Annotated in this window: 15 protein-coding genes; 7 read left to right on the top strand and 8 right to left on the bottom strand. The window is 57.6% G+C overall.

Annotated elements, in window-relative coordinates:
- Positions 1–163: 163 nt before the first annotated feature.
- The 3 genes from KHU33_RS13810 to KHU33_RS13800 all read right to left on the bottom strand — a co-directional run bounded on the left by KHU33_RS13810 (position 164) and on the right by KHU33_RS13800 (position 3,364).
- Positions 164–1,396, bottom strand: coding sequence for a cytochrome-c peroxidase (locus KHU33_RS13810; RefSeq protein ID WP_211463821.1), 1,233 nt, complete (start codon positions 1,394–1,396; stop codon positions 164–166).
- Complete coding sequence (locus KHU33_RS13805; RefSeq protein ID WP_211463819.1) at positions 1,396–2,838, bottom strand: metallophosphoesterase; 1,443 nt, start codon at positions 2,836–2,838, stop codon at positions 1,396–1,398. The genes KHU33_RS13810 and KHU33_RS13805 overlap by 1 nt, the downstream gene beginning before the upstream one ends.
- A gap of 163 nt (positions 2,839–3,001) precedes the next feature.
- Positions 3,002–3,364, bottom strand: a complete 363-nt coding sequence (locus KHU33_RS13800) for a winged helix-turn-helix domain-containing protein (protein ID WP_211463817.1) — start codon at positions 3,362–3,364, stop codon at positions 3,002–3,004.
- A gap of 168 nt (positions 3,365–3,532) precedes the next feature.
- Here KHU33_RS13800 and KHU33_RS13795 point away from each other — a divergent pair, with 168 nt between their 5' ends.
- The 6 genes from KHU33_RS13795 (at position 3,533) to KHU33_RS13770 (ending at position 9,808) form a co-directional block, all read left to right on the top strand.
- Complete coding sequence (locus KHU33_RS13795) at positions 3,533–4,105, top strand: MASE1 domain-containing protein (protein ID WP_211463815.1); 573 nt, start codon at positions 3,533–3,535, stop codon at positions 4,103–4,105.
- 110 nt (positions 4,106–4,215) lie between these two features.
- Positions 4,216–4,623 (top strand): ExbD/TolR family protein, encoded by a 408-nt coding sequence (locus KHU33_RS13790; RefSeq protein WP_211463813.1) that lies wholly within the window; start codon positions 4,216–4,218, stop codon positions 4,621–4,623.
- A complete protein-coding gene (locus tag KHU33_RS13785) occupies positions 4,623–5,357 on the top strand; it encodes a TonB family protein (protein WP_230414259.1) in 735 nt (244 codons plus the stop codon). The genes KHU33_RS13790 and KHU33_RS13785 overlap by 1 nt, the downstream gene beginning before the upstream one ends.
- A gap of 74 nt (positions 5,358–5,431) precedes the next feature.
- A complete protein-coding gene (locus tag KHU33_RS13780) occupies positions 5,432–7,828 on the top strand; it encodes a TonB-dependent receptor (protein WP_211463811.1) in 2,397 nt (798 codons plus the stop codon).
- 85 nt (positions 7,829–7,913) lie between these two features.
- Positions 7,914–8,564, top strand: a complete 651-nt coding sequence (locus KHU33_RS13775; RefSeq protein ID WP_211463809.1) for a MotA/TolQ/ExbB proton channel family protein — start codon at positions 7,914–7,916, stop codon at positions 8,562–8,564.
- 11 nt (positions 8,565–8,575) lie between these two features.
- Entirely contained in the window at positions 8,576–9,808 is a 1,233-nt protein-coding gene (locus KHU33_RS13770; RefSeq protein WP_211463807.1) for a phospholipase D-like domain-containing protein, read from the top strand.
- Between the two features lie 40 nt (positions 9,809–9,848).
- Here KHU33_RS13770 and ygiD read toward each other — a convergent pair whose 3' ends face one another.
- Together ygiD and KHU33_RS13760 are read right to left on the bottom strand one after the other, a co-directional pair.
- Entirely contained in the window at positions 9,849–10,646 is a 798-nt protein-coding gene (ygiD, locus tag KHU33_RS13765) for a 4,5-DOPA-extradiol-dioxygenase (RefSeq protein ID WP_230414258.1), read from the bottom strand.
- A gap of 32 nt (positions 10,647–10,678) precedes the next feature.
- A complete protein-coding gene (locus KHU33_RS13760; RefSeq protein ID WP_211463805.1) occupies positions 10,679–11,083 on the bottom strand; it encodes a DoxX family protein in 405 nt (134 codons plus the stop codon).
- A gap of 136 nt (positions 11,084–11,219) precedes the next feature.
- On the opposite strand from KHU33_RS13760, the gene KHU33_RS13755 reads away from it, so the two are divergent.
- Positions 11,220–12,134: a LysR family transcriptional regulator gene (locus tag KHU33_RS13755; RefSeq protein WP_211463803.1), complete on the top strand. Its 915-nt coding sequence runs from the start codon at positions 11,220–11,222 to the stop codon at positions 12,132–12,134.
- A gap of 46 nt (positions 12,135–12,180) precedes the next feature.
- On the opposite strand, the gene KHU33_RS13750 is transcribed toward KHU33_RS13755, so the two are convergent.
- The 3 genes from KHU33_RS13750 to KHU33_RS13740 form a co-directional block, all read right to left on the bottom strand.
- The gene (locus tag KHU33_RS13750) at positions 12,181–12,735 is read right to left on the bottom strand and encodes a phasin family protein (RefSeq protein WP_211463801.1); all 555 of its coding nucleotides are present in this window, start codon (positions 12,733–12,735) and stop codon (positions 12,181–12,183) included.
- Positions 12,736–12,843: 108 nt separating this feature from the next.
- The gene (locus KHU33_RS13745; RefSeq protein ID WP_211463800.1) at positions 12,844–13,638 is read right to left on the bottom strand and encodes a M15 family metallopeptidase; all 795 of its coding nucleotides are present in this window, start codon (positions 13,636–13,638) and stop codon (positions 12,844–12,846) included.
- 5 nt (positions 13,639–13,643) lie between these two features.
- Positions 13,644–14,822, bottom strand: a complete 1,179-nt coding sequence (locus KHU33_RS13740) for a patatin-like phospholipase family protein (protein ID WP_211463799.1) — start codon at positions 14,820–14,822, stop codon at positions 13,644–13,646.
- Between the last annotated feature and the right edge of the window lie 108 nt (positions 14,823–14,930).

Genomic DNA, 14,930 nt, shown 5'->3' with positions numbered 1-14,930 from the left:
AATACCCTGGCCTGAGCCCGGAAAGTATTCGCTTAGTGAAAGATCGTAGTATGGCTGAGCTTTTGCCTCCTGCTTGCATGCAAACCTGTAAGTCTTGGCTGAATTTTTGTTTCTTGTCTAACAGGTTAAACAGGCTCGACCTGCTGCAGCGGCCGGCCCCTCGTCATTTATTGCCGGATTCAATTTTCCGTTTGACATACGCGGCATCCGTCAGCGTTTGCAGAAAAGCCACCAGATCGTCAACATCGCTATCGCTTAACGCCGGCGTGCTTCCTTCGCGCCGATTGTAGGGCACCGAATTGATATTGACGTTTTCCCGATAGGCTGGCGGCAGGTCGTCGAACTTGATCCCGCTCTTGTACCAGTCGCCTGGGTTGGTGGCGCGTGTCGCATAAAACGCGACGGCGTCGCGCAGCGTGCTGAATACGCCGTTATGCATGTAACTTTCGCGCACGGCGACATTGCGCAAGCTGGGCGTTTTGAAATAACCGCACCATTGGCTGCTGTCGGGCCATTGCAACTGGGCTGCGGTTTTGCATAAGCCGAGATCGTAGTATTTGGGATTGCGATTTTCTGCGATCCGGCGGTTACGCGGCATCGCTGCCGCATCGTAACCAAAATCGGTAAACATCGAGCGCGCCGGATTGCTGGAGCTGTCGTTGAATTTATGGCAGGACGCGCAATTGCCTTTGTCCGGATCTTTAAACAAGCGCAGACCGCGCATTTCCGCCGCATTCAATTGAATCCTGCCGCGGATATAGTCATCGTACCTGGAGCTGAACGGCGTCATTTCATCGCTGCGTAAAAAGGCTTCCAGCGCACGGCTGGCGGCTTGAGTCGCTTGCGCCGGCCGCTGAAAAATGGCCGCGCCAAACTGGGCTCGCATCTCGGACGCATACGCTTGCTGCAGTTTGCGCGCCAGCTGGCCGGGATTGCGGTTGTTCATTTCCAGGGGATTAAACAAAGGCCCCTGAGCTTGCTCAGCCAAGGTATTGGCGCGGCCGTCCCAAAAGAAACCGCCGAATGGCATCGGCACCAGCGCATCATCGTCCTGGTAAAAAAAACGCGGCGGCGTATAGCGCAGATACAAGACCGACGGCGTGTTGCGGGTACCCAGACTGGCCGGGCGGCTGCCGAGCGCGACACCGATGCGTGATCCATGATTGCCGGAGAAAGCCTGCGCTGGAGCGTGGCAGCTGGCGCAACTGGTGCCGCGCGGCTCCGACAGCCGGGTATCGAAAAACAATTGGCGGCCGAGCGCCACCAAGGCCGGAGGATCGGCCGGCGCGGCTGCGGGCGCCGGCATTTCCGGAAACAGCGGCGTATTGAGCGGCGCCGCATTCAGCTTGAACGGCAAGCAGCAAGCCAGCAGCAGTGCCAGCCACAGGCGCGGCATCAATTTGGCGCCAGATAACCGGTCTTGTCGCAACTGATGTTGTTGGCGTTTTGCAGGCAAGTGGTGAGCAGCTGTCCCTTACGCGTATAGGCTTTGTATGCCCATGTGCCATCGCTCTGACGATCCATCACCATGAAACCGAAGCTGCTGGTATGGGCAATCTTGTCGACGATGGCGCCGGGAGCGGGATTGGTGTTGGCGGGGAATGGATCGGCAAAATTCACATCCAGATTATCGCCGCCGTTGCCGGAAACAAAAGTGGCTGGATGATTGGATGAAAAATTAATGGCCTGGAAATCATGGACGTGGCCATGAATCGCCGTCTTCACCCCGGCTGGGTAGAAGGCAGTGGGATTGACGCTTTGCATCACCGATAGCAGAGCAGCATTGCCCGGCGCCGGCGCAGCGCCGGCCAATGGCGCAAAACCGAGAATCGGATGGTGGTTGGTGAAAATGCTGTTGACGCCGGCTTTCGCAGCCAAGCGGTTGACTGTCTGGAACTGCGCCTGATATTTGATGAATTGCGGATCGCTGATCGGCAACGCAGCCCGGCCCGCTTTCGACGAGTCAAACACAATCACTTGCGTATCGGCGCCGACTGCCACCGCATATGGATCGGAAAAATTGCCCAAGCCGTCGTTGGCCGGATCGTCGCAAGAGCGCTTGGCGTCGAACGGCTGCGTATCCAGGAAGCGGAACCAGCCCTGGCCGGCGCGGGCGCATTCCTCGTGATTGCCGCGCACCATGACCCAGGGCGCAGCGGCCATCAGGGGTGCAGCGGGCTGGAACAAATCGGCTTGCCAGGCATCCCAGCCATAACCCCAAGGGCTGTCTTTACAACCGCCGATATCTGCGGGGCAGGCGTTTTCGCGATAGTGATAATCGCCTATGTGCACTACCAGATCCGGCTGCATGGCGGCAGCGGTGCTGGCGATCTCGGGAAACGGCCAGGCGTCGCCGTCGGCGCAGGCTTGCCAGGCGTTATCGGCCTTCTTCAAGCGGCAACCTGTATCGGCCAGCACCACTACGCGCTGCGGCGCTTTCTTGGGCAACGGCAAAGAGCGGGAGCCGACCGAGATACCGCTGCTATCGGCAGGCACCTTGTATTCACAGGCGGTGACCGGGAAGGCGGAAGGCTTGGAGTCGGCGGCTGCGCTGGCGGTCGGGCGCTGCGCCGCGGTTGCCGTTGCGGCGCGCAAAGTCATCGCCATATAGTCAGCGCCGTCGAGGATTTCCGGACAACTGGCGTCGCTGGTGATGACCCTGACGGTGGCCTGGTTGTTGCTGCCGACGACCACCCAGGCCGCCTTCACGCCGGCGTCGACACTGCGGTTGCTGTCGCTGCCGCCGCAGGCAGCGACCAGCAGGCTCATGCCCAACGCTGATGCCAGTGCGAGCGCCGGTGAAACTGTGTTGTGCCGCAGTTGCTTTGTCGCGCCCATGTAGCTCGCCCGGGTCTGGAATATTGATGTTGAATAGTCAAAAATTATAAGAAATAAATATGACCTGCTTGTTACATCAGTTTGTTACAGCGGACGGACAAAAAAAATACGCCGTGAGCGTATTTTCTGAAAGCACATTGTGTCGCGGTTCCCCCAGGATCAGCTATTTGCCGGCGTCCCGCGTTGCCTGCAGCAAGCACTTCGACAGCTTATCGAAATGCAGCCACGCCGCCTGGCTCAATTCCACCTGCTTGCGGCGCGTATCGTCGGTATCCGTCAGCACGATCCAGCCCTTTTCCCGCATCGATTTCAGCCGCGCATGCAGCATGGCCGGCGATCCGAGTTCGCTTTGCGCCATCATGTCGCGCACCGACAGGCGCTCCTTGGCTTGCCCGGCGCGCGCGACGAAGGCCAGGATGCGATCTTCCAAAGGGTCTAGCGACGGCAACGACGGCAAGCCGCGCAGCGCATTTGCCAGTTGCAAAAAGCGCACGTATATATCTGCAGGTCGGTTATTTTTGTCCATGGCTGTATTTATTGTAAGCGGCTGCCGAAACACTCTGCTAACGCTGTTAAATCTGTATCGATCATACCCGCCATTTCAGGCTAATCGCAAGTATCTTCAGGCGTTCGCGCAGATGCTTCGGCGATTCGGCAAGTAATTGGATAAGTAATTAGGTAAGATACCCGCGCCATGACCATTCCCTCGTCCACCGCCGCGAAACTGCGCCTCAACCTGCTGACCGTCACCATCACGGTGGCGGTCTACATGCTGGTGTACATGGTTAACGACTGGCTCTTCAAGCACATTGAATTTACGCAGGGGATTGCCTGGATTTATCTGCCGGCCGGGATACGGCTTATCTGCACCTTGCTGTTTGCCGAAGCGGGCGTGCTCGGCATCCTGCTGGCTTCACTGCTGACTTCCAGCATCTACGCCATCTTTCCCGGCGATCCGGTCACCACCGTCGGCTATAGCATCATCTCGGCGCTGGCGCCCTATCTCGCCTATAGATTCACATTGCAAGAGATGCGCCTGCAACGCTCGCTCAGCAATCTGACCACCACCCGCCTGCTGGCTTGCATCTTGTTGTACGGCCTCGCCAATCCGCTGCTGCAGCTGCTGTGGTTTGTGCTGCGCGGCGTCTCCTATCATTTCTGGTCGGGCCTGATCGTGATGTCCATCGGCGACCTGACCGGCTCTCTGATCGTGGTCTATGCGATCAAGATCCTGCTGTCTTTTGTGCCGCTCCCGCCACATCGCTAACGATTGTAATACTGCCGAAATAATTCCTCGCTATTCTGCCGACAGTTATAGAAATTATAGCGGTTAGCGACTTCACGCTATCGCCGCGCATCTTATATCGGGGTAGTGCAATGCGTAGTTGGGACGAACCAAAAAAGCGGAAAGCCCGCGTCGAAATTATTCCTATGATCGACGTGATGATGTTTCTACTGGTGTTTTTTGTGCTGATCAGTCTCAACGTGATTCCTGCACTCGGCATGAAAACTCATCTGCCGACTGCCAGCAGCTCGCAGGATTTGAAACCGCAAAACAAGGCTGTCATCACGATTGGCCTCAACGACGCGCTGCAAGTCGACGGCGTCGACACCAAGCTCGGCGAGCTGTCGACACGCTTGAACCAAGCCAGGAAGAACGGCGAAAAACTCAACGTCATCGTCAACAGCGATCGCGGGGTTGAGGTGCAACGGCTGGTGGAAGTGATGGACAACTTGAAGCAGAACGGCTTCGAATCGATCTCCATTGCTACCCGCAAACCGTGATGCAAGCAATCATGACCATGCCGTTCTTCTACCGGTTTCGCGATGCGCTGGCAACGCTGCCGTCGATAATCATACTCGCGATCCTGATCTTTGCCGGGATTCAGAAAGCGGTAAAGATCCAGCCGCATGCAGATGATTCCCTGGTGCAGATCGCGTTGACGGAACCGGAGCCGCCGGCGCCGCCAGTGACTACACCCGCGCCGCCGACTCCGACGCCACCGCAGGTGGCCAAGCCGCTGCCAGTGCCGGTCATGCAGCCGATCCGACAGCCAACGCCACCGCAGACAGTGAGCGCTACGCCCCTCAGCAACAACCCGAGTGCCGAAGTGGCGGCGCCGCCAGCGCCACCCAAAGCCGTCGCCGCGCCTGCCGCCGTAGCACCGCCGGCTCCGGAACCCGCACCGCCCGTAGCCAAACCGAACAACGCCAGCATCGAGGCAGGTTATATCGCCAAGCTGCGGGCGCATCTGAATAGCATCAAGCGCTATCCAACCGGCCGCGAAGCCAGTCAACAGCGGCCACAAGGCAAGGTCAAGGTCTGGTTTGTACTGAATCGCGACGGCACCCTGGTGGAGCAAGGCATCGAAGAATCGGCGAACTCCATGCTGCTCGACGAGGCCGCCCGCAAGACCATCAACCGCGCCACCTTTTCTGCTTTTCCCGAATCCAGCTGGGCCGGAGAAGCAACTCACCGATTCAGCGCCGAACTGGAATTTATCCCGGGAGCGGGGTAAAGCAACAGCCAGCAGCAGTTTGAATACTTAGTTTGAAAACATCAAAAAACCGAAAACGTACAGGGAGTAATGCCATGCAATTCAAAGTCACCCGGCTGTCACTGCTGATCTCCGGGTTATTCATCGCCGCTAGTCCATTGGTCTATGCTGCGGACACATCCGAAGTGGGCAAGGTCACGGTGCAAGGCGATGCCGGCGGCGGCCAGAGCACCGGCCTGATCCAGCAAGAAGAATCAGCGAAAGCGCGCAGCTCGGTCAATCGCGACTATATGGAAAAGCAAAGCACCACCGGCAATCCGTTCCAGATGATCAATCTGCTGCCGGGCGTGAACAGCTACGATACCGACGGCACCGGCCTGTTCGGCGGCAATGTCCGGGTGCGCGGTTTTAACAGCGACCAGCTCGGCTTCACCGTCAACGGCGCACCGGTCAACGATTCCGGCAGCTTCGCCGTCTATCCGCAGGAATACACCGATGCGGAAAACCTGTGCGACATCTTCGTCACCCAAGGTTCCACCGACACCGAAGCGCCGCACGTCGGCGCCACCGGCGGCAATATCGGCATGACCATGTGCACCCCGGAAGATCAGCGCCGCTTCCGCACCGAATACACGTTCGGCTCGAACAATCTGCGTAAAGGCTATGTGCGCCTTGATTCCGGCAAGTTGTTCAACGATCGCTTCAAATTCTTCATCTCTTATTCCAAGGCGCAAGCCGACAAGTTCAAGGGCAAGGGCCGCGCCGACAAGCAACACGTCGACTTCAACAGCAAGCTGGATCTGGGCGGCGGCAGCTTTGTCGATACCGGCTTCATGTACAACACAGCGTTGAACAATAATTATCGCTCGCTGACCAAGGCGCAAATTGCCCAGTTCGGACGCAACCTGGATTACGGCACTGTAGCGCCGGTGCATCAGCCGGGCGGTCCTGGTGCCCAGAATGACTCGACCTACGGGCCGAACGCCGGCATCAATACCGGTAACAAAGACCTATACTACGGCTACAACCTGAATCCGTTCAAGAACTGGCTGGCCACCATGAACGCGCACTTCCAGCTGGCGCCGCAATCCAGCATCGATGTCAACCCTTACATGTGGTACGGCTTCGGCACCGGCGGCAATCAATTGCAAACTATCACCGAAGGTAATTCCGGTGCGTTGCTGGGCGGCGGCGTACGTGACGTCAATGGCGACGGCGACACCAAGGACACCGTGTTCGTCTATGAAGGCAGCCGCACCCGCACCTATCGTCCTGGCGTCACGGTCAAGTACAACCAGCAGATCGAGAACCACAAACTGATGGTCGGCTATTGGTACGAGCGCGCGCGTCATCAGCAAACCGGCCCGTTTGCGCCTATCGACAACAACGGCAATGCGGCCGATGTCTGGCTGAACAATCCCAGCGCCTGGTTGCGGAATCAGGACGGCAGCATCGTGCAATACCGCGACACGCTCACCATCAGCACCGGCAAATCGGCTTTTGCGCAAGACAACATCAGCTTGATGCAAGACAAACTGAACCTGCAACTCGGCGCCCGTTATTCGAGCATAGACCGTAACGTCACCAACAACCCGAGCCAAAGCTCGCCAGGGTTTTATACCGTGCAGAAATCGTATTCCGATCTGTTGCCTAGCCTCGGCATCCGTTACCAGCTCGATCCGGCGCAATCGGTATTCTTCAATGCTGCGAAGAACTTCAAAGCGCCAGGCAATTTCTCCTTTTTCAACCTGATCTCAGGCGGCAAATTTGTCAACGGCGTGTACACCGGCGGCACCGTGCGCAATGTGCCGGTGGATAAGGAAACCTCTTGGAACTACGACCTGGGCTACCGTTACGCAGCCGATAAATGGACGTTTTCGGGATCGGTATTCTATGTCGATTACAAAAATCGGATTGCCACCTCGTTCAACCCGGATACCGGCAATCGTATCGATTACAACGTCGGTGATTCGACGTCCAAAGGCTTTGAACTGGAATCCGGTTACTCGCTCACCAAGAACCTGAGCTTGTACGGTTCGCTCTCCTATATCAAGAGCAAGATGGATAAGGATATGCCTTGGGCGGCCAACTTCAACCTGCCAACCGGCGGCAAAGAGTTCCCGGATACCCCGAACTGGCTGAGCGGCCTGAGCCTGCAATACGCACAAGACAGCTGGTATGTATTCGGCCAGGCCAAATACACCGGCAAGCGTTATACCACGCTGGTCAACGACGACAGCCTGGGCGGCTATACGGTGTTCAACGCCGGCGCCGGCTATACCTTCCCGTCCACCACGTGGCTGAAGAAACCGACGCTGCGCTTCAACCTCAACAATATCTTTGACAAGCAATACCTGAACCTGAACGCCGGCAGCGGCAGCCAGTTCACCAGCAATGCGGTCGCAATCGGAAGCAGTGCGCCGGCCACTCCGCCGACGTTCTACGTCAGCGCGCCGCGCAGCTTCAGCGTCACTTTGGTGGCGGATTTTTAATTAAGTTGTAGCTATCCCTGGCGGCGGCTCCTAAGTTGGAGCCTGCCGCTGCAACAAACGTGCATTCGTGCGCAGAGAGGTCAACATGAACATGCAACTATTCCACGAACTCGCTTTCTATCTGATGTACGCCTGCGCTGCCCTGGCGATATTCGTGATTGTCGAACGCGGGCTGTTTTTCAATTACACTTTGCGCCAGGCAATCGGCCTGGAAAAAGCCATGACTCACGCCGTGCAGCACGTGCAGGAATTGCCGAGCGCACTGACGTCGCGCGCCAGCCTGCCGCTGACGCTGGTGTCTGACATCCTGGCGGAAAAACATCAGCTGACCAGTGAAAAAGATCTGGAGGATTTCAGTGAGTCGGTATATATCGCCAACCGCGGCGAAGTGCAGCATCGGCTGTGGATTCTCGACACCATCGTGACCGCCGCTCCCCTGCTCGGTCTGCTCGGTACGATTTTGGGTATTATCGATACTTTCAAGGCGCTGGCGGTATCCGGCGTATCCGATCCGGGCCAGGTGTCGCAAGGCATAGGCACCGCTTTGTATGCGACCGCGCTGGGCATAGGCATTGCGGTAGTCGGCATGTTTTTCTTTAATATGTTCCAGGAACGGATCGAGCGCATCAACGATCATTTGAAAGTGCTGATGCTGCGTGCCTGCGTCGGCCGTGCGGCTGGCGGCGACACGCAAGCTGCGATACCGGCTGAATCCGGAAAGTTGCATCTCGCCTGACCAGGATGGAAATGCGTAAGATAGAAACTCCTAGACTGATCGCCTCGATAGCAATTCTGCTGGGCTGCGCCGGCAGCACCCATGCCGAATTCGGCATTCCCGGTTACGAACTGGTGCACACGGTTCCGCTCGAAACCACACTGGCAACGCCCGATTTGCGTGAACCGCTGCAGGTCTGGAGCGAGATGTTCGATAGCGCCAAACACCAGATCGTGCTGGGTCAGTTTTATGTCGCCAGCCAGCCTGGCGCGGCGTTCGAACAGGTGATAGCCCGGCTCGCCGCAGCCGGCGCGCGTGGTGTCAAGATTCGTTTCCTGATGGAGGAGAAAGGCAAGTTCGCCTCCGATATGCCAACCATCGAGCGGCTCAAGCAGATCCCCAACCTGGAATTCCGCTATCTCGATTACTCCAAGCTGACCGGCAACGGCATCATCCACGCAAAATATATGGTGGTCGATGCCAGCACCGCCTACGTCGGCAGTCAGAATTTCGACTGGCGCTCGTTTGCCCATATCCATGAAACCGGCTTGCGCATCACCGACGCCGCGGTGGTCGGCCAGCTGCAAAATATTTTCGAACAGGATTGGCATGCGCAGGAATTGATCGCGCAAGACAAACAGGTGGCGAAACTCAATCAGAGCGTAGTAAGCACCGATGACCGGCAAACGTCATTTCTTTTAGCCAGCCCGAACGCGTTCAATCCGCCCGGCGTCGGCGACTCCGAAACCGAGCTGCCGAAACTGCTGGCTGCAGCTAAATCCGAAATCAGGATACAGCTGCTCGACTATGCGCCGTTAAGCTATGGGCCGAATCACACGCGTCCGTATTACCCCGTGATCGACAACGCGATCCGCGCCGCACTGGCGCGTGGCGTCAAGGTCAAGCTGATGGTGTCGAACTGGAATACCGAACAGCCGGCGATCGCCTATCTGAAAAGCCTGGCGCTGCTGCCCGGCATGGAAATCAGAATCGTCACGCTGCCGCAGGCCAGCACCGGTTTCATTCCTTTCGCCCGCGTGATCCATAGCAAGACCATGTCTATCGACGGCCAGCTGGCGTGGATCGGCACCAGCAACTGGAGCGGCGGCTACCTGGATATGTCGCGCAACCTGGAGATCGTGCTGCGCAACGAGAAGATGGCGCAACGGATTGCCGACTTGCACCAGCAGACCTGGGACTCTGCATACGCACAGCCTATCGACGTGATGAAGGCATATCCCAAGCCGGTGAAGGGCAAGGAATAATCCGGCTTGGGTTACGCTTGGGTTGCGCTTGGGTATGGCGTCAGACAGCGCCGACCACAGCAGTCAGCATGCTGATAGAACCGATATCGATACCATCCACTGCAATCGAAATCGTCTCGTCATCCTGTTTGGCGCCTGCGATGTACAGCAGCGGCAGATAGTGTTCTGGGGTCGGCACCGACAATTGCGCATCCTGCCCCTGATCGGCGTAGTCGATCAGGGCTTGCTGATCGCCGCTTAGCAGGCTCTCGCGGATGTGGTCATTGAAACGCTGAGCCCAGCCATGCACCGGCGCATCCTGACTGCGATTCATCAAGCGCAGGTTATGCACCACATCGCCGCTGCCGATGATCAGCACGCCTTGTTCGCGCAATACGGCAAGTTTACGTCCCAGATCAAAATGAAACTGCGCCGGCCGGGTAGCATCGATACTCAGTTGTATCACCGGCACGTCGGCCTTGGGAAAGGCTTTGACCAGCACCGACCAGGTACCGTGATCGAGCCCCCAGGAATGATCCATGGCGACCGCTACCGGCGCCAGCAGATCGCGCACTTGCGCCGCCAGTTGCGGATCGCCCGGCGCAGGGTAGCGGACATCGAACAGCGCCTGCGGAAAACCGCCGAAATCGTGGATGGTTTTCGGCTGCGCCATCGCGGTGACGCCGGTGCCGCGCGTGTACCAATGCGCGGACACCGACAAGATCGCCTTCGGCTGCCGCTGCGCCACACTAGCACCCAGCCGGGTCCAGGCAGCAGTGTAGCGATTCTCTTCAAGCGCATTCATCGGGCTGCCGTGACCGAAGAAAATCGCCGGCATGCGGGTGGCAATGGTGCTCATCTTGATCTCTTCCAATAGGCTTATTTGTCAGATTACTTGTCGACCTTGGCGTTACCCAGCGCAAACGCGCCGTTGCCCAGCAAGGCCACTGAAATGGCGGTGACCACCATGAATGCAGGATATTCCCAGCCGCCGTTAGGGCTGGTGAAAACCCAGCCGTTGCCGGCATGGACCGATAATGCGCCCAACAGCACCGGCAGGGAAATCACGGCGGCAATCCGCGCCTGAAGGCCAAGCACCATGGCAATCCCGGTCAGCACCTCGATTGCCACCACAGGGTAGACCGACCATGCCGGAAAACCCTGGCTGGCAAAGAAACCGGCCGCGCCCGCTAAAGTGAATACGAAAACCTTGAGATAAGCATGCGCCAACAGGGCAATGCCCAGGGTCAGCCTGAGCAGGGTAGCGGCATAGATGCCGGGGTTACTTGTGTTCATGATATTACCTTCGAAAAAATAGTGAAAAGCCAAGATAGTTTATGGATCGTGTTTCACTATATATTCTTGCAGTGAAAAGAAAAATGCGATTTTATTAAAATACCATTTCCGAATTTCAAAACAATAAGGCATTGCGATGAATCTGTTCGAGGCCATGAAGGTGTTTGTCAAAGTGACTGAAACCGGCAGCCTGTCGGGCGCTGCGCGGATTCTGAACTTGTCGAATCCATCGGTGACACGGCATATCGCCGAGCTTGAGGAATACCTGGGCGCGCGCCTGCTGAATCGCAGCACGCGCCGCCTCAGCCTGACCGATACCGGCGGCGCCTACCTGGAACGCTGCAAGCAGCTGCTGGCCGATCTTGAGCAAGCCACGCTGGCGGCAGGCATGCACGCCGCCAATCCGAGTGGCGTGCTGCGCGTCAATGCGCCGGTTTCGTTCTCCGTCAGTCATTTGGGCCGGCTGCTGCCGCTTTATGCGCAACGCTATCCCAATGTCGAACTGGACGTGACCTTATCCGACCGGATTGTCGATCTGGTCGAGGAAGGTTTCGATCTGGCGATCCGCATCGGCAGATTGCAGAATTCCAGTCTGGTGATGCGCAAGCTGGCTACGGCGCATGTGTTGACCTGTGCCGCCCCGGCCTACCTTGAGCAGCACGGCGTGCCGCAACATCCCGACGACTTGGCCCGACATGCCTGTCTGACTTATGCCTATACGCTGCCGGATAACGAATGGCGCCTTAAGCGCGACGGCAAGACGCACACGGTACGCATCAGCGGCGGCTTGCATTGCAATAACGGCGATCTGCTGCTGGCGGCGGCGATTGCCGGCATGGGCGTCATACGGCAACCGACCTTCATCATCGGCGATGCGATCCGCGACGGTCGCTTGCTACCGATCCTGACCGATTATCACGGTGATGAGCTGGCGATCCACGCGGTATATCCGAGCCGCCAGCATCTGTCGGCCAAGGTGCGTACCTTTGTCGATTTCCTGGCGCAGCAATTCGGCGAGGTGCCGGCCTGGGATCGCGCTTTGCCCATTTGAAAAAAGGCCGCATCTGCGGCCTTTTCCGGGTCAAGAAGAGTAGACCTTACTTCTTGCTACGCGGGGTAGTGGTCTGGCTCAGCTGCGCACTGGCGTTTTGCAGGTTGGCTTCCAAGGTTTCAACCGCCTGCTTGGTATTCTTGGTCAGCTGTTCATAACCGGCATTGGCGTTGCTGATCACCGATTTTAGAATCGAGATCGCGCTTTCCGAACCGGGTGGCGCGTTCTTGCTGACCTCTTCTATCAAGGCATTGATTCTGCGGCTGGTTTCTGCGACTTGCGCTTCTGCCGCACGAGTGTATTCAGCCTGGGTGCCGGAGGCGATGCTGGCCAGGTGACGGCCATAGGCTGCCACTTTTTCTGCACTCGGTTTGGCTTGTGCGGCCGAGATGGTGAGGAATTCCTGCGGGTCTTTGGCGCTCATCAATTGCTTGGTGGCGTCGCCGGATTCTTCCAATGAAGCCTTGGTGGCATTCAGATTGAGTTCGATGACTTTCTCAACGCCCTCGAAGGTTTTTGCAGTCAGGGTATTGAGCAATGCCAACTGGGCTTCAAAATGGGCTTTGGTTGCTGCGGCAAACTTTTCATGAAACGAAAACATGGCCTTCTCCTGTGTGAACAAATCAGTATTGCTATCAATATGGCAATATCCCGTTTTCCATTCTACAAGCAAAATGTGACTCTGCCCCCTGCCAAATTTGACAGTGGACTAACCTGCCGTTGCCGCGCAAACCACCCTGTCTTTCGGTTTTCTGCCGAGACCGGTGCGGCAAGCACGGTAGGCGGCAACTGTACTTTCAAACAGCTGGCGCGCCTGCGTCAGCGGCAGTTTCGCCAGCCGTTCAGCCAGCTTGCGGCTGACCTGGAAGTGCTGGTAATCGATCGGTTTTTTCCAATCGCCTCCCCAGATCAGAAACCCATGCTGAGCGAATAGTTCCACAACTTGTTCACTGCTTCCGGGCCGGCTTGCGACCCGCTCGCCGAAAGCCTGTCCGGTCGGCGGACTATATGCCAGCTGGCCCTGAGGATCGCGCAGCACATACGGGTTTTGCAAAGGATTGATATCGATCGCTAAGCCGTAGGCATGCAAGGACGCCAACTTGCCGCCGGTGATCGGCCGGTCGTTAAAGGCAGAGGTATTATTGTCAGCCATCGATGCGTCGTCGTTGCCTTGATAATGCTCCATCAGGCGTGCCTGTGCAAGCGGGAAACGACGCTTGAACAGCTCGTCGAACAGCGCTTTTACCTGCGGCGCGACCGCTGCCATCACCATGATCTCGCCATCGTCGTGGCGCACTTGATCAAAGTCGATATACGCGAAACGGACCACCTGCAGTTGCGGACAATCAACCGGCGCGCCGGGCTGCAGCACGTGCTGCTTGAGAATCGCGCATTGCCGGCTATCCAGCGTGGAAATGCCGGGCTGCGCACCGGCATGCGGCGCCACGCCTGCCAGCAGCAAAAGCAACGGCGCGGTCAGGCGCAAAACAGGGATAGACGCCATCGATTTCACGCTGACGCCGGCGTGACCAACTCATGCACCACCAGGCCGGCGTCGGAATTGCCAAAGGTGTCGCCATTGGCCCTGATGCTCGCGGCGGTATGCATGGCGTCGGCGTAGCCTTGCTCCCAGCGCCATTCGATCGAGCCACGCGAAAAATTGATGTCCTTGGACGCCATATTCCAGTCGTGGCCGCCGTAGCGCAGGCGCACCACGTGAATCGTACCTTGGTCGGACATGCCCTTGAACTCATTGAGATCCGATTTGCTGCGCAGTTCCGGCGGCAATTTCTTATACAGAGCAAAGGCGGCATGGCGCAATTGATACATGCGCAAATAATTCTGGATATGACGCTCCGAGCGTGAAGCAAATGTCACGTCTTTCTGACGATTCTCGATCTGGTTCAAAGTCGTCGGCTCGGGGCCGTTGGCGTTCCATAAATCCACCAGCACGCAAATGGTGTGGCCATCGACCTCGGTCTTGGCTTCGTCCTCCAGCACCACTTCCAGCGGCGTATTCGAATACAAGCCGCCGTCCCAGTACAGATCGCCGTCAACCCGCACCGGTGCAAAGCCGGGTGGCAACGCGCCGCTGGCCATGATGTGCTCGACCCCGATCTGCCGTTCCAGCGAATCGAATTTGACCAGGCTGCCGCACGCCACTTTCATCGCGCTGACGGTCAGGCGGATGCCGCCCGGCGCATTCAGAAAATCGAAATCGACCAGTCGGTTCAGCGTCTCGGCCAGCGGACCGGTGTCGTAGAAACTGGCCTGCTCGGGCTCTACCGACATGCCTAGCTGGAACGGATTAGGTCCACGCGGCGAGAAAAATCCTGGCACCCCGCGCATTGTCACATCGGCCGTGGTCCACCAGGTATTGAACTGGCGCGCAGTATCCGTGACTTTGCTCAAATCCATCAAATCGCCGTGACCGACCTGTTCCCAAAATTCCTTCAGCCGCGAAAGCCGCAGATCGCGTTCGTTACCAGCAATAATCGCAGCATTGATCGCACCGATGGAAGTGCCAACCACCCAATCCGGAGTAAAGCCGTTTTCGTGCATCGCATGATAGACGCCGGCCTGGTATGCGCCCAGCGCGCCCCCGCCCTGCAGCACCAGCGCCACCCGGGGACCGGCTGATGCGGTTTTGGTTTTAGTCCGTGTCTGTGCTGTAGCTTTATTGCTCATTTGACGCCCATCTTTTCTTATGGAAGAGCAAATATATTACCCGATCGCGAGCTGCTGCGACGGCGGCCTTCGCTATGTCATCAAATCATCACAAATCGTAACGATTCT

It is taken from the genome of Collimonas silvisoli, assembly GCF_018305005.1.
GTDB lineage: Bacteria > Pseudomonadota > Gammaproteobacteria > Burkholderiales > Burkholderiaceae_D > Collimonas > Collimonas silvisoli.
The sequence above is the reverse complement of the archived record's forward strand: the minus strand, read 5'-3'. Positions and strand labels throughout refer to the sequence as shown.

Bases quoted from the DNA above. Each gene is read 5' to 3' on its own strand.
- KHU33_RS13810 (WP_211463821.1), bottom strand. From the start codon at position 1,396: ATGCCGCGCCTGTGGCTGGCACTGCTGCTGGCTTGCTGCTTGCCGTTC.
- KHU33_RS13805 (WP_211463819.1), bottom strand. From the start codon at position 2,838: ATGGGCGCGACAAAGCAACTGCGGCACAACACAGTTTCACCGGCGCTC.
- KHU33_RS13800 (WP_211463817.1), bottom strand. From the start codon at position 3,364: ATGGACAAAAATAACCGACCTGCAGATATATACGTGCGCTTTTTGCAA.
- KHU33_RS13795 (WP_211463815.1), top strand. From the start codon at position 3,533: ATGACCATTCCCTCGTCCACCGCCGCGAAACTGCGCCTCAACCTGCTG.
- KHU33_RS13790 (WP_211463813.1), top strand. From the start codon at position 4,216: ATGCGTAGTTGGGACGAACCAAAAAAGCGGAAAGCCCGCGTCGAAATT.
- KHU33_RS13785 (WP_230414259.1), top strand. From the start codon at position 4,623: ATGCAAGCAATCATGACCATGCCGTTCTTCTACCGGTTTCGCGATGCG.
- KHU33_RS13780 (WP_211463811.1), top strand. From the start codon at position 5,432: ATGCAATTCAAAGTCACCCGGCTGTCACTGCTGATCTCCGGGTTATTC.
- KHU33_RS13775 (WP_211463809.1), top strand. From the start codon at position 7,914: ATGAACATGCAACTATTCCACGAACTCGCTTTCTATCTGATGTACGCC.
- KHU33_RS13770 (WP_211463807.1), top strand. From the start codon at position 8,576: ATGCGTAAGATAGAAACTCCTAGACTGATCGCCTCGATAGCAATTCTG.
- ygiD (WP_230414258.1), bottom strand. From the start codon at position 10,646: ATGAGCACCATTGCCACCCGCATGCCGGCGATTTTCTTCGGTCACGGC.
- KHU33_RS13760 (WP_211463805.1), bottom strand. From the start codon at position 11,083: ATGAACACAAGTAACCCCGGCATCTATGCCGCTACCCTGCTCAGGCTG.
- KHU33_RS13755 (WP_211463803.1), top strand. From the start codon at position 11,220: ATGAATCTGTTCGAGGCCATGAAGGTGTTTGTCAAAGTGACTGAAACC.
- KHU33_RS13750 (WP_211463801.1), bottom strand. From the start codon at position 12,735: ATGTTTTCGTTTCATGAAAAGTTTGCCGCAGCAACCAAAGCCCATTTT.
- KHU33_RS13745 (WP_211463800.1), bottom strand. From the start codon at position 13,638: ATGGCGTCTATCCCTGTTTTGCGCCTGACCGCGCCGTTGCTTTTGCTG.
- KHU33_RS13740 (WP_211463799.1), bottom strand. From the start codon at position 14,822: ATGAGCAATAAAGCTACAGCACAGACACGGACTAAAACCAAAACCGCA.